This window comes from Nodosilinea sp. LEGE 07298 (assembly GCF_015207265.1).
GTDB lineage: Bacteria > Cyanobacteriota > Cyanobacteriia > Phormidesmidales > Phormidesmidaceae > Nodosilinea.
Genome location: NZ_JADEXE010000189.1, coordinates 1 through 13,413, shown reverse-complemented (window position 1 = coordinate 13,413; position 13,413 = coordinate 1). Strand labels below are relative to the sequence as shown.

General features: G+C 56.2%; 11 protein-coding genes. 8 read left to right on the top strand and 3 right to left on the bottom strand.

Annotated features, from left to right (window positions below; all coding sequences use genetic code 11):
- The first annotated feature begins 6 nt into the window (after nt 1–6).
- Nucleotides 7–1,383 (top strand): L-serine ammonia-lyase, encoded by a 1,377-nt coding sequence (locus IQ273_RS21950; protein ID WP_194025298.1) that lies wholly within the window; start codon nt 7–9, stop codon nt 1,381–1,383.
- Between the two features lie 7 nt (nt 1,384–1,390).
- Here the strand turns inward: IQ273_RS21950 and IQ273_RS21945 are convergent, their stop codons facing one another.
- Nucleotides 1,391–2,839, bottom strand: a complete 1,449-nt coding sequence (locus tag IQ273_RS21945) for a mechanosensitive ion channel domain-containing protein (protein WP_194025295.1) — start codon at nt 2,837–2,839, stop codon at nt 1,391–1,393.
- Between the two features lie 283 nt (nt 2,840–3,122).
- On the opposite strand from IQ273_RS21945, the gene IQ273_RS21940 reads away from it, so the two are divergent.
- The 7 genes from IQ273_RS21940 to IQ273_RS21910 all read left to right on the top strand — a co-directional run bounded on the left by IQ273_RS21940 (nt 3,123) and on the right by IQ273_RS21910 (nt 11,719).
- A complete protein-coding gene (locus IQ273_RS21940) occupies nt 3,123–3,848 on the top strand; it encodes an SAM-dependent methyltransferase (RefSeq protein ID WP_194025294.1) in 726 nt (241 codons plus the stop codon).
- Between the two features lie 251 nt (nt 3,849–4,099).
- Nucleotides 4,100–5,995: a dihydroxy-acid dehydratase gene (gene ilvD / locus IQ273_RS21935; protein WP_194025293.1), complete on the top strand. Its 1,896-nt coding sequence runs from the start codon at nt 4,100–4,102 to the stop codon at nt 5,993–5,995.
- Between the two features lie 348 nt (nt 5,996–6,343).
- Complete coding sequence (locus IQ273_RS21930; RefSeq protein ID WP_194025292.1) at nt 6,344–6,877, top strand: glycine zipper family protein; 534 nt, start codon at nt 6,344–6,346, stop codon at nt 6,875–6,877.
- Nucleotides 6,878–7,157: 280 nt separating this feature from the next.
- Nucleotides 7,158–7,826, top strand: coding sequence for a hypothetical protein (locus tag IQ273_RS21925; RefSeq protein WP_194025291.1), 669 nt, complete (start codon nt 7,158–7,160; stop codon nt 7,824–7,826).
- 180 nt (nt 7,827–8,006) lie between these two features.
- Complete coding sequence (locus tag IQ273_RS21920; protein WP_194025290.1) at nt 8,007–9,809, top strand: glycosyltransferase; 1,803 nt, start codon at nt 8,007–8,009, stop codon at nt 9,807–9,809.
- Nucleotides 9,810–10,072: 263 nt separating this feature from the next.
- Nucleotides 10,073–11,323, top strand: a complete 1,251-nt coding sequence (locus IQ273_RS21915; RefSeq protein ID WP_228053561.1) for a SpoIID/LytB domain-containing protein — start codon at nt 10,073–10,075, stop codon at nt 11,321–11,323.
- Nucleotides 11,324–11,494: 171 nt separating this feature from the next.
- On the top strand, nt 11,495–11,719 hold the full coding sequence (locus IQ273_RS21910) for an NfeD family protein (protein ID WP_194025289.1): 225 nt from the start codon (nt 11,495–11,497) through the stop codon (nt 11,717–11,719).
- Nucleotides 11,720–11,789: 70 nt separating this feature from the next.
- Here IQ273_RS21910 and IQ273_RS21905 read toward each other — a convergent pair whose 3' ends face one another.
- A complete protein-coding gene (locus tag IQ273_RS21905; protein ID WP_194025288.1) occupies nt 11,790–12,488 on the bottom strand; it encodes a cyanoexosortase B system-associated protein in 699 nt (232 codons plus the stop codon).
- 38 nt (nt 12,489–12,526) lie between these two features.
- Nucleotides 12,527–13,413, bottom strand: an 887-nt coding sequence (gene crtB, locus IQ273_RS21900; RefSeq protein WP_313898194.1) for a cyanoexosortase B, incomplete at its 5' end; no start/stop codon positions are given.

The window sequence follows — 13,413 nt, the reverse complement described above, 5'->3', positions numbered from 1 at the left end:
CCCACAATGTCTACCAGCGTTTTCGACATCTTCAAAATCGGCGTTGGCCCCTCCAGTTCCCACACCGTTGGCCCCATGAAAGCCGCCCGGCGCTTTGCCCAGGGACTAGCCGCAGATGGCCTACTGCCCCAGGTCGAGCGGCTTCAGATCGATCTGCATGGTTCGCTAGGAGCCACTGGACGAGGGCATGGCAGCGATCGCGCCGTACTGCTGGGCCTAGAGGGCGAGGCCCCCGACATGATCAACATCGATCTGATGGACGCTCACCTACAGCGCATCGGCCATACGGGAGCACTCTGGGTACTGCGGCAGCACGCGATCGCCTTTCACGAAAAAACTGATCTCAAGCTGCACTGGCAACCCCTGCCCTACCACCCTAACGGCATGGTGTTTACCGCCTTTGACAAAGCCGCACGTACGCTGCGGCAGCGCACCTACTACTCCACTGGCGGCGGGTTTGTAGTCGATGAGCACGCCGCCTGCCTCGATCGCCTGCAGCTGCATCATTCGCCCCTGCCCTACGCCATCCACAGCGCCCGCGACCTGCTAGAGCTGTGCCAGCGCGATCGCCTCTCCATCAGCCAGCTCACGCTCGAAAACGAGAAAGTGTGGCGTACCGAAGCCGAGATTAGGGCCGGACTGCTGAGGCTGTGGCAGGTGATGCAAGACTGCGTGGAGCGGGGCTGCCGCACCGACGGTATTTTGCCCGGTGGACTCAAGGTCAAGCGGCGCGCCGCCGAACTCTACCGCAACCTCAAGCAGCGCTCAGAATACGCCCTGGCCGACCCGCTCAGCATTATGGACTGGGTAAACCTGTACGCCATGGCCGTCAACGAAGAAAATGCGGCGGGTGGGCGGGTGGTTACGGCCCCAACCAACGGCGCGGCGGGCATTATTCCAGCGGTGCTGCACTACTACAGTCGCTTTTGCCACGGCGCTAGCGACGACGGCATCGTGCGGTTTTTGCTGGTAGCGGGGGCGATCGCCATGCTCTACCAAGAAAATGCCTCCATCTCCGGGGCCGACGTAGGCTGTCAGGGCGAAGTCGGCGTGGCCTGTTCTATGGCCGCCGCCGCTTTGACCGAAGTACTAGGCGGCACCCCCGAGCAGGTCGAAAACGCCGCCGAAATCGGGATGGAGCACAACCTCGGCCTCACCTGCGACCCGGTGGGTGGCCTGGTGCAGGTGCCCTGCATCGAGCGCAACGCCATGGGCTCCATCAAAGCAATTAATGCGGCGCGTATGGCCCTCAAGGGCGACGGTCAGCACTGTGTTCACCTCGATAAGGTGATCAAAACTATGCGCGACACCGGCCGCGATATGCACGAAAAGTATAAAGAAACCTCTCGCGGCGGTCTGGCCGTGAACGTGATTGAATGTTAGATTCTGATTAGTGCGGCTGCGGACCAAACAATTTTTCCAGCTGTTTTTGCACCCAGGCCACAGGATTTTTGTCATAGTCCTGGCTAATCAGCCCCAGCTCGCGCAGGCGGCGATTTTGCTGCGTGAGTTCAGCCTCATGGCGACCCATCTCTTGCACAATCATGTCGTAGAGGCGAGGCTGACTGTGCAAAATCTTTTTGAACCCATCCGGGCTAATGGCAAACACCGTCGTGTCTTCGATCGCCGTGACCGTCACTGTGCGAGGAATGCCCAGCATCAGCGAAAATTCACCAATAAACTGCCCCGCCCGCATAATCGTCGGCTGATCTTCGCCGTTAATGCTGTACTTCACCGCCCCCAGAAGAATGACGTAAAACTTATCGCCTGGCTCCCCTGCCTTATAGAGCACTTCGCCCGCCTCTAGCCGCCGGCGGTGGCCAATTTCCACCAGTTTCCGCAGTTCGAGGGTATTGCAATCACCAAAATAGGGCAGCTGTTGTAGCAGGTCTCTCACCGCGACTGGCTTTGGGTAGGCGTCGCTAAAGGTGGCTACTGCCCGCTGCACATGGGCGTGATCTTCATATTCTTCAACAGTTGACTGCACTACTACGTTGGGGTTGCGATGCCAGAGGTCGTAGCGAGGGGAGGCCAGGCGAATATGGTGCTGCCGTAGGTTTTGGTCAATGATGAAGCGCAGCGAACTTTCGGTTTTGTGCTTCAGATCAACCCGGTCGACCCAAATCCACAGCACAAAATCTAGCGAATTTTGACCAAAGCCCGTAAAGAATACCTCTGGCGGATATTCGTAGGAAACCGATTCTTCTAAATAAGCCGAATCCAGCAGCGCCTCAATCACCAAAATGGGGTCACTTTCATGGACAACGCTGACATTAACCGGAACCCAGCCTTTAAAGTCGTTGTAGGTCCAATTAATCACTTGGCTGCCGACCAGATTGCTGTTAGGAATCACGATGTGTCGCTTGGTAATGGTGCGAATTACCGTCGATCGCAGCGAAATTTCAGTGATGTAGCCCGACAGTCCCTCCCACTCAATAAAGTCGCCCACCTTGAGCTTACGCTCGACCAGCATGGCAATGCCGCTGATAAAGTTGCGGGTAATATCCTGTAGGCCAAAGCCAATGCCAATGCCCAGACTGCCCGCCAAAACGGCTACAGATGCAAGGTTGACTCCTAAGGCCTGCAGTAGAATCAGAACCAGGATTGTAGCCAGACTGTAGCTGGTAATCGTGGCGATCGATTCGCGGGTACCCTGTTTGAGCCCCAAACGGCTCAAAATCTGATTGGCAAAGATGCGCTTAAAGCCGAGGGAAAATAGCAGCGCTATGAGCAGCACCAAAAAAAACTGCGCGATCGCGCTTAGCGTCAAAGACGCACTGCCAAAATTGAGAAATGGCGTGTTTAGAACTTGATTGACGGCCTGCAAAAAACTACTCATTAGCGCACCCAAACCATCTTTGAGCAGGATTTCAAACAGGCCATACTAAGCTGTTATAAGATCAGATTTAGAGCGAAAAAACCAACATTATCGAGTTTTGAGCTAAGCAGCTTCAAATTGTGCTAGACCGCAGTGTCAACATAAGCTTCAGATCTTCAGGATGTATCAACGCAGGGCAAGCATTTTTTATGGCAATGTTACTGCGGTATCAAATCACTATCATAGATGACATGCCGACACCAAGATCCAAAGAATCTCCATCCACTCTAAAGCTGGGTGAACTATGAAGCTAGATGACGTTGTTCCCTGGGGCCGAACCCTGAAGGAATACCGGGCCATGTTTCACCTGTCAGAGGCAGACTTAAACACAAAGATGCTGGGCTGTGGCGATGGCCCAGCTAGCTTCAATGCCGAAATGACTCGGTTAGGATATTCTGTTGTTTCGATTGATCCAATTTATCAATTTTCTGCCGAGCAAATTGAGCAGCGCGTTCGAGCAACCTACGAACCCATTATTTCGCAGGTCAAGCAGAATTCTAATCACTATGTTTGGCAGAGCTTCAAAGATGCCGATCAGCTGGGGCAGGCTCGTCTCCAAGCGATGGAAACGTTTCTGCTAGATTATAACTCTGGCAAGGCTACCGGGCGATATTTGAATCAGTCTTTGCCCAGTCTCGCCTTTGCCGATCGCCAGTTTGAGCTGTGCCTTTGTTCCCATTTGCTCTTTCTCTATTCAGAGCAGCGATCGCTTGAGTTTCACGTTGCCTCAATCCACGAACTGCTGCGGGTTGCCGCAGAGGTGAGAATTTTCCCCTTGATTAAACTCAATGGTCAGCCCTCACCCTATGTTGAGCCAGTAATAAATTCATTGCCCGATGAACGGTTTAGCATTCAAATTGAAGCGGTGGACTATGAGTTTCAAAAGGGCGGAAACCAGATGTTAAAAATTAGCCGCCGAGCGATTCCGGAACGGATACTCGTTTCGAGTCGGTTCCCGAACGCTTCGTGAAGCGCAGTCTAAGCTATTCCATCTTAAACATCTAAAAAACGTCCTGATCAGGATGTGAACTCAGCTCGGCGGGTTGGTCGCAGTGAAACGTTTAGATAAGCATTGAGCCAGAACACTCTAACGTTAGTTTTCTCAGCCGCAAATCGAACTACAGAGTCAGCTATTGTAGTTACTGCGGTTTATGGTCTTGTTGGCACCGCTAAGTTTGAGCGCCAGACTATAACCAACCCCTTAGACAGCTAGGATGAGCCATGCCGACCTATCGTTCCAAAACCTCTACCTATGGCCGCAACATGGCCGGTGCCCGTGCCCTCTGGCGGGCCACCGGCATGCAAACCGAGGACTTTGAAAAGCCCATCATTGCGGTTGCCAACTCCTTTACCCAGTTTGTGCCTGGCCACGTTCACCTCAAGGATCTGGGTCAGCTGGTGTGCCGCGAGATTGAGGCCGCTGGCGGGGTCGCCAAAGAGTTCAACACCATCGCCGTTGACGACGGCATTGCCATGGGTCACGACGGCATGCTCTATAGCCTGCCCTCACGGGAGATTATTGCCGACTCAGTGGAGTACATGGCCAACGCCCACTGTGCCGATGCCCTGGTCTGCATTTCAAACTGCGACAAGATTACTCCCGGCATGCTGATGGCGGCATTGCGGCTAAATATTCCCGCTGTGTTTGTCTCGGGCGGCCCGATGGAAGCGGGTAAAACCAAGCTTGCGGAACACAAACTCGATCTGGTTGATGCCATGGTGGTGGCCGCCGACCCAAACATCAGCGATGAGGTAGCCGACGAGTACGAGCGATCGGCCTGCCCCACCTGCGGCTCGTGCTCGGGCATGTTTACCGCCAACTCAATGAACTGCCTGACCGAGGCGATCGGCCTGTCGCTGCCGGGCAACGGCACCACCCTGGCCACCCATTTCGATCGCAAAGATCTGTTCCTCACCGCCGCCCGCACCATCGTCAGCATTACCCGCCGCTACTACGAGCAGGGCGACGAGTCGGTGCTGCCCCGCTCCACCGCCAGCTTCAAAGCCTTTGAGAATGCCATGATGCTGGATATCGCCATGGGCGGATCCACCAACACCATTCTGCACCTGCTGGCGGCAGCCCGCGAAGCCGAGGTGGACTTCACCATGGCCGACATCGATCGCCTGTCGCAGCAGGTGCCCCAGCTGTGCAAGGTAGCCCCCAACACCCCCAACTACCACGTCGAGGATGTGCACCGGGCCGGGGGGGTGTACGCTATTTTGGGCGAGCTCGACCGGGCCGGGCTGTTGCATAGCGACGTACCCACGGTTCACAGCCCCACCCTGAAGGACGCCCTGGAGCGCTGGGACGTGACCCGCACTGCCGACGAAGCCGTTCACACCTTCTTTAGAGCTGGCCCGGCGGGCATTCCCACCCAGGTTGCCTTCAGCCAGGACACGCGCTGGCCGACCCTCGATCTGGACCGGCAGTCGGGTTGCATTCGCAGTGTGGAGCATGCCTATTCCCACGACGGTGGCCTGGCCGTGCTCTACGGCAACCTGGCCGTCAATGGCTGCGTCGTCAAGACCGCAGGCATCGACGAAAGTATGTTTGCGGCGGAGCAGTTGCGTTATACCACCAGTGTCCCAACCTCGACCCTGCGTGTGTTTGAAGGGCCTGCCCGCATCTTTGAAAGCCAGGATGCCGCCGTCACCGCCATTCTCAATGACCGAGTGCAGCCCGGCGACGTGGTGATCATCCGCTACGAGGGGCCAAAGGGCGGGCCGGGGATGCAGGAAATGCTCTACCCCACCAGCTATCTGAAGTCGAAGGGGCTGGGCAAAGTCTGCGCCCTGCTCACCGACGGGCGCTTCTCTGGCGGTACCTCGGGCCTCTCCATTGGCCATGCCTCGCCCGAGGCAGCCGCAGGCGGCAACATTGCCCTGGTGGAAGAGGGCGATCGCATCGTGATCGACATTCCCAACCGCACCATCAATGTTGACCTCTCGACAGAGGAACTGGCCAACCGCCGCGTGGCAATGGAAGCTAAGGGCAAAGATGCCTGGAAGCCTGCCAAGCCCCGGCAGCGGCGGGTGACAGCGGCCCTTAAGGCCTACGCGCTGCTAGCTACCAGTGCCGATCAGGGCGCGGTACGCAACCTGGATATGCTGGAGTAGCCGAGGCCCACTGAACCCCTGATGCGGGGGTGGGCTGATTGCTGAACGGCTTGCGATCGCATCGAGCGGCCAAGCAAAAATAGCCTGAAAATCTAAGCTCACCACATTAACAAAGCCAGCGTCAGCCACTCGATTGACGCTGGCTTTGTTAATACAACCGGCAAATCTGAGGCTTCGTAAGTTCATCCCTAGGGCGCAGAGAATCTCAGACCCATAGTCGATTTCGTTTTGGGCCGTAATAACTAACCTAGCAATACGGGATTCAACAGTGACCGAGCGATCGGTCTGGGCCATTACTTATCTGGTCCACGGTTGAACATAAATTTTTTAGCATGGAATTTAATTGAAATGAGCGTTAACAACAACGACGAGATTAATCCTAAATCGAACCCCGATCGCAATCCCGATCCAATGACGGGTGAGCCGGGCTCCCATCCGGTGGGTACAGGCGTTGGGGCAACTGGCGCAGGCATTATCGGAACCGCTGTTGGGGTCGCTGTAGGTGGTCCTATTGGCGGAGCCGTTGGTGCTGTAGTTGGTTCAGCCGCCGGTGGTTTGCTCGGCAAAAGTGTGGCAGAAACCTTTGATCCTACGGTTGAAGACGAGTACTGGCGCAGCAACTACAAAACCCGTCCCTATGTGGATGCTGACTATAGCTATGACGACTATGGTCATGCCTATCGCAATGGCTATGAGGGTTACTCAACCTACTCTTCACAGGGAATGTCGTATCAAGAGGCTGAACCCCACCTGCGGCAGCGCTACGAGCAAGATCAGCGTACGGGTCGCCGCCTCGGCTGGGATAAAGCTCGATATGCTAGCCAAGATGCCTGGTATCGGCTGGAGCACGGCGCTTCTAGCACCGATGCTGCATTTAGGTAGGTAGTCGTCGTTGACATGCACCTTATCTTTAACAGGATGGGGTGCATCCCAAGATTGCAGGTATCTGCGTCATTCTTAAGCAAGTTGAATCCTACCGAAGTAAGGCTGGTGGGCAGTGCCTGCCCTACAGCAGCTCAAGGCTTCTGGCGATCTGCGAGATTTGATTTCAACTTATTTCACTGACAGCCAAGTCAAGTTAATTTTTGCCGCGACTTTAACCCCAGCTAACGCGAAGCCGATATCCTGAGCATAAATCTTTTGGGGATTTTGGAGAACGGCGATGAGTAGTTTTAGCTCTGATTTAACCGATCGTGACTATGATGTCAAAATCGGTGATTATTTTAGCCGTGGCTGGGAAATTTTTAAGCAAAAAGCCTCGCTTTTTATTTTATTTACTCTGCTGCTGTTTATTATCCAGGTTGTTATAGCCGTTTTGCCCTACCCATTGGGGTCAAACAGTGATGAACCTGTTCCTGGAGGCATTCTCAATTTTGCCTTCAATGTCATTACCCCAGCGTTAACGGCAGGCTATTACTTTGTAGCCTTTCAGCTGGCTCGCGGACGAGATGCCGTCTTTGGCGACTTCTTTCTGGGTTTCAACAAATTTTTGCCGATCTTTCTCACCGCGCTGGTCGCTGGCATTTTGACCGCCATTGGGTTTGTGCTGCTGATTCTGCCAGGTATTTATCTAGCCGTAGCCTATCTATTTGCTCAACCCCTGGTCATCGACAAGAGTGCTGATTTTTGGCAAGCGATGGAAACCAGTCGCAAGTTAATTACCAAAAAGTGGTTCTCGTTTTTTGGCCTGCTGCTGCTGCTTTTCTTGCTCAACCTGGCTGGGGCCATTGTGCTAGGCATTGGCCTGCTTGTGACTGTGCCCCTTTCGGTCTGCATCATTTCAGCCGCCTATGAAGACATTGTTGGACTCAACTCGGTAGCGGAGATTTAGTCAGGACATGATTTAGGGCGCGATCGCATACAGCTGCCTGTCTGACGACATCCGAGGGCCTCAAACCTGATTAGGTTGAGGCCCTCGTTCTTTAAAGGAGTAGACGTTAGCAGACTATCCCCAAGGACTATCCCAAGCACAGATGCAGTTAAGCTTTTATTTGAGGAGTATTATCAGCCCTTGGCAGTTTCTAGCGATTTAATGCGATTGTTCAAGACGTGGCAAATACCATCTACAGCGTTTTGGATGGCGGTGTGGTTCTTGCTTGCCCTGGCCATTCGCCTGGCGTTTCTCACCAGCAAGCCCCTCTGGATGGATGAGGTGGCTACGACAATCTTCTCCCTGGGCAACAGCAGTCGCTCTGTTCCGCTCGATCAGGTGATGTCGCTAAAGCAGCTGTTGACTCCCCTGCAACCTCGCCCAGAGGCAACGGTGGGTTCCACCATTCACTACCTGATGCAGGAAGACAACCATCCGCCTGCCTACTTTGCCCTGGCCCACTTGTGGATGAATATCTTTCCGGCTGTGCAGGGTTTGGCTTCGCCGTGGGCGGTGCGAGCCCTGCCCGCCCTGCTCGGAGCCCTGAGCGTACCGGCAGTTTATCTGGCTGGCTGGCTAGGGTTTCGCTCGGTGCTGGCGGGTCAAATTAGCGCCGCCCTGATGGCTGTCTCTCCGTTTGGGGTGGCGATGGCTCAGGAGGCTCGGCACTACGGCATGGCCACCCTGATGATTTCTCTGGGGCTGGCCTGCTTTGCCGTTGGAGCCTGGAGCCTGTACGGTGCCGACACCAAAGAGCCCTTGACTGCGCCAATTTCACCGGCCTTTGGGCTGCTGTGGGTGGGGGTCAACGCCCTGGCCTTTGCGACCCATTACTTTACAGCCCTGGCGCTGCTGGCGCAGGCATTGGTATTACTGGCGCTGGCCTGGCACCAGGGGCGATCGCAACCTCAAGCCCTCTGGCGACGACCCTGGCGGCGGCTGTACTGGGTCATACTGGGCACCTTGGCCTCCTGCCTGGTGTGGCTGCCGGTGCTGCTCAACTTCTACGGCAGCAGCCAGTCCTCCAATTTAGCGATCGATCTCAGCCAGCCGATGCGGTGGCTGGACCCGATCGCGCAGATGCTGGCCGGGCTCATCTTTATGGTAATTACCCCCATCACTCAAGCCCAGGGCGCGATCGGCATTGTGGCCGTGGTGCTGTCGGTGCTACTGCTGCTGCCCGTGCTGCTGTGGCTGGTGGTGCGACTGGTCAAGGCCAGGCCCCTCGTTAACCAGTCGGCCTCTGGTCGGTTTGGGCTGTTTACGATGGGTGGGTTTGTGCTGGCGGCGATCGCCCTGTTTTTTGCGGTCAGCTACGGTCTGGCAATGGATATCACCCGAGGCCACCGCTACAACTTCGTCTTTCATCCCGGCGTCATGGTGCTGCTGGGGGGGCTACTGGCGGTCTACTGGCCAGAGACAATGCCGCAGGAGACATCGGCCCGCATTCCCTTGACTTTATGGCGCATTTCGGGACGGCGCAGCGTTCAGATAATCTGGATCGCGGGCCTGGCCAGCGCTCTGTTCGTGGTCAGCAACCTGGCCTTCGCCAAATACTACGCGCCCGCTCAATTTGTACGCACCCTACAAACCGAGTCAACCCACCCGGTGGTAATCGGCTTTCCCAACCCTATTGAAACAAAACCGACGGTCATTGGCATTGAGTTCCTCAGCATTGGCTGGGAAATTCAGCGCCACTTTAACCCAGCGGCCCCAGACAGTCAGTGGTCGGTGCCGCCCCAGTTTTTCATCTGGGCCTTACCCAGCAACCCTACCGTCTCGCCTGAAGAGACGCTGGCAAATATTCTCTCAACTCCGCCTCGCCCCTTCGATCTGTGGTTTCTTCATGTCAACTTAGACTTGAGCAGCCATGGCTGCACCCATGTGAGCGAGGCCAGTAGCGGCAGTCATCACTACATCCACTACACGTGTACATCACAATAAACACATCAAATACATCAAACTTTTGCATTGAGCATCGCTGCATTCAAATTTGATGAGAGCACTACCGTAGATCGGCTCCAATGCCAACGGCTAATTTAAAATCAGCAGTTGGCATCACCCATTCGGCTGATAGCGATCTCTACCTTTAGACGTAGGTTACAAATGTATCCTGACCGACGCATTTGTTAACGATTAAACTTATATAGGAAATGCTGTGGCTACGGTTTCGTTAGCATGAAGAGTGGAGATTAGGTTAAATCACCATGAGAGATCTCTGGAAGGCTCAGTTGCCAAAGCCGAGGCCAGTACGCCTCAAGCCAGCCAAACTGAAGCCGCTTAATCTCAAGACATTGCGCTGGCCAAAAAACAGACTGCAAGGGGCTTTGCCCTGGGCCGCGAGTAGCTCTTCCACCCGTATCAAGGTGTTTGGCGGCCTGGCCTTTGCCAGTCTTTTGCTGGTGCAGGTTTCGGCATCCCCCTTTGGTGAGCGAGACAACAGCAAACCCGGCACCCTGAGACCGGCTCTGTGGCAAACCACAGGTATGGTGCGCCAGTCTATTGTTGATCTCTATCGAGCGCGGCGGTTGCTGGTGCAGGCGGCGCTCCCCCCCGAGACGGCAACCAATGCGGCTACAGACGCTCCCGCTTCTGCGGCTGCCGCGCCTCCGTCTGCTCAGCCCGCTGTTGCCAGCAGTGGCGCTACCCCCCAGGCCAGTTCGCGGTCTGTGCCCCAGCCCTCTGCGCCGCCGGCCCCTGCTTCCGCTAGCAGCTTTGACCCCAACAAAACGATTGACACCAATCTCGAAATGCGGGTTGCGATCGCAAAAAAGGCTTCCAACCTGGAGGTAGCCACCTCCGTTGACGGCTACCTGATGGATCTCAGTGGTCAAAATTACTGCAACATGCCCGCCCAAAGCAGCCTGGTGCTACAGCCCCAGGGGTCGGGTATGGCCGCCGGTAGCTGCACCCTCTCCAACACCGTGTGGCTAGAGCCAGGCGAGGGCGGCTATGTGTACGTGGGTAATAGCTGGTACAAAGGTCGAGTCTTGCTGTTGACCGATGGCTCGGGCCTTATGGCCGTCAACTTTGTGCTCATGCACGACTACCTAAGCAGCGTTGTCGGCAGCGAAATGTATGTAAACTGGCCCCTCGAAGCGCTCAAGGCCCAGGCGGTCGCCGCCCGATCCTACGCCCTGGTGCACCACGTGCGCCACGCCCAGCGCAACTACGACCTCGACAACACTCAGCGCTACCAGGCCTATCTGGGCATTGCCAAAGAGACCAACACCACCCAGGCTGCGGTAGCCGCTACTACAGGCGAGTTTATTAGCTACAACGGTGGTATTGTCGAGTCGCTCTACGCCGCTTCCGATGCGATTGTGCAGGCCGCCCACGGCGGCAACGGTATGAGCCAAACCGGCGCAATGGAGCTAGCCTCTGAGGGCTACAACTACAACCAAATCTTGGGCAACTACTACCCCGGCACCAGTCTCTCTCGCCTAGTCGTTGAGTAGGGGCAAATGGCCGTTTGCCCTGACCAATCTAGGGGCATCCAATTTGTAGTAGTTTCTGTGAAGCTCGCGTCCTTGAGGGCGCGAGTTTTTGCATGACACGTACTACAACATGTCACACGTTGGGTTCTGCCGCCACTAATGAGTGAGGGAAAACAAGGAGGCCCAATCGTCATGAGCATCTTAACAACACCCATCAGCGCTGTACTTGAATACAAGTTTTACCCTGGCGTAGGCGTGATTCACTCGGTGGAGCAGCCCGGTTCAGAGTGGGTTGTGCGCGTCAACGGTGTATACTGGACGGCCCGCGCCGCCTTATCTAGCTACAGCTTTCAAGCGGGCGATGCGATTCGACCAATCGATCGCCAGGGCAACACGCTGCTGATTGAACCGGCCTAGCCTCACGCTCGGCTAGGACCACCTGTTTAGGGAAGAGGTCAAATTTTTCTGCATCGCTTGTTGTTGGCATTCAGTTGAATACGGTTGCTTCGAGCTGCTGCTGAATTAGCTCGGTGAGTGCTGTAGCTAAGGGCTGGTAGTCGGCGATCGCCCCTAAGGGCTCCATCGGCAGCAGCACGCTCACCGCTACCCAAGGCGTCAGGGTGTGGCGGGTGAGTTGCGACCACTGGTTAGCCCAAAACCAGTGGCTCGGTGACGGATGACCGCTGCCGGGCGTGGCGTACCACTGCACCACCGCAAAGCTCTGGCGATCGCCCCAGGCCCGAAAAAATCTCGTTTTCACCGGCCCAGCCTGTAGCCTCCGGCGCGACTCAACCCGCCAGTTTTGCGCCCCGGCCAGGTCAATCCACTCCAGCTGGGGCTGATTGCTGTGCCAGGGCTGGGGGTGCAGCAGCACCGCAAACTGCTGCGCTGGGGCGGTTTGCGCGGTGGAAGAGGTGGCGCGGTATTCTGCCAGCGTCCAGGTTTGGCGGTTGATGGCGATCGGTTCAGCGATGGTGAGTTGCCAGCCGGGCAGCGTCAGGCCGTCTGTTTGCAGCGATCGCAGCTGGTCGAGCTGGGCTACCTGGGGCGTGGTTGTCCAGGGCCACTGCCCGCTGATGTAGGCGGGTAAAATCGCCATCCCAGCCAGGGCAGTTAACACCACAACCAAAGCCAGGTTGACCCAGCGGCTGGGGAGAAGGCGAGAAGACGTGGGCTGGGTGGTCATAGGGTGCGATCGCGCTAAACAACAACACTAAAACAGGCTTATACCGATGATGAGGGCGTCTGCACCACCAGATTGAGATTGGCTGGCACCCGGTCTAAAATCAGTCGCAGCAGCAGAATGATAGTCAGCAACATCAGCGCCGAGTAGAGGTCGCCGCCCCAGCTTTCGTGCAGCCATTCAAACGCCCCGTCTTGGCCCATGCCGTGGAAATAGCTGAGCAGAGCATTTCGCAGAATGTTACCGACTACGCTAACCGCTACCGTGCCGCCCAAAAATAAGCTGGTTCTGAGCCGTGATTTGTAGGCCCCTGTCCAGTACAGCAGCATGAGGGCGACGTAGAGGCTGGTGAAGAGCATTTTCAACCCGGCGCAGTGGGGGGCGACCTCGACCGTTTGGCCATTGACAAACAGGTAAATACCCTCGACCGTGACCGGCACGCTGAGCTGCACTAGCACAAATCCCGCCACTGAAGCAATCAATTGCTGTAGCGGCAAGATATAGGGCTCAATCAGGTAAGGCAGCTGGTTTGGCGTTGCTAGCGCTACCAAAACTAAGGAAATAGCCTGGAGTCGCACCCCTACGACAGATTTTAGGCTCAGGCACAGCCCTACCAGCATCACCGGCAGCGACAGATTCATCCAGTCGGGCAGGCGGGTGAGATACATCAAACTGGCCAGCCCCACCAGCCCCAGCCCCAGGGGGTGGCAGCGATTGGGCAACTCGGCCCAGGCGTTGCGCTTGTCCCAGGCGATGTAGGCTGCAAAGGGCAGCCCCAGCAGCCCGTGGCTAAAGTACTCGTGCTGAATGCTAATCGATTTGTGCAGCCAGCCATCGACCCAGTGCACCAGCAGCGGCCCGTAGAGAATTGTTAGGAGGACGGCGATCGCCCAGTTGGGGGTGAGGTAGCGGCGGGGGGACATTGGGG

What these genes read in the sequence shown, in the direction of transcription:
- IQ273_RS21950 (WP_194025298.1), top strand. Translation starts at nt 7, where the DNA reads ATGTCTACCAGCGTTTTCGACATCTTCAAAATCGGCGTTGGCCCCTCC.
- IQ273_RS21945 (WP_194025295.1), bottom strand. Translation starts at nt 2,839, where the DNA reads ATGAGTAGTTTTTTGCAGGCCGTCAATCAAGTTCTAAACACGCCATTT.
- IQ273_RS21940 (WP_194025294.1), top strand. Translation starts at nt 3,123, where the DNA reads ATGAAGCTAGATGACGTTGTTCCCTGGGGCCGAACCCTGAAGGAATAC.
- ilvD (WP_194025293.1), top strand. Translation starts at nt 4,100, where the DNA reads ATGCCGACCTATCGTTCCAAAACCTCTACCTATGGCCGCAACATGGCC.
- IQ273_RS21930 (WP_194025292.1), top strand. Translation starts at nt 6,344, where the DNA reads ATGAGCGTTAACAACAACGACGAGATTAATCCTAAATCGAACCCCGAT.
- IQ273_RS21925 (WP_194025291.1), top strand. Translation starts at nt 7,158, where the DNA reads ATGAGTAGTTTTAGCTCTGATTTAACCGATCGTGACTATGATGTCAAA.
- IQ273_RS21915 (WP_228053561.1), top strand. Translation starts at nt 10,073, where the DNA reads ATGAGAGATCTCTGGAAGGCTCAGTTGCCAAAGCCGAGGCCAGTACGC.
- IQ273_RS21910 (WP_194025289.1), top strand. Translation starts at nt 11,495, where the DNA reads ATGAGCATCTTAACAACACCCATCAGCGCTGTACTTGAATACAAGTTT.
- IQ273_RS21905 (WP_194025288.1), bottom strand. Translation starts at nt 12,488, where the DNA reads ATGACCACCCAGCCCACGTCTTCTCGCCTTCTCCCCAGCCGCTGGGTC.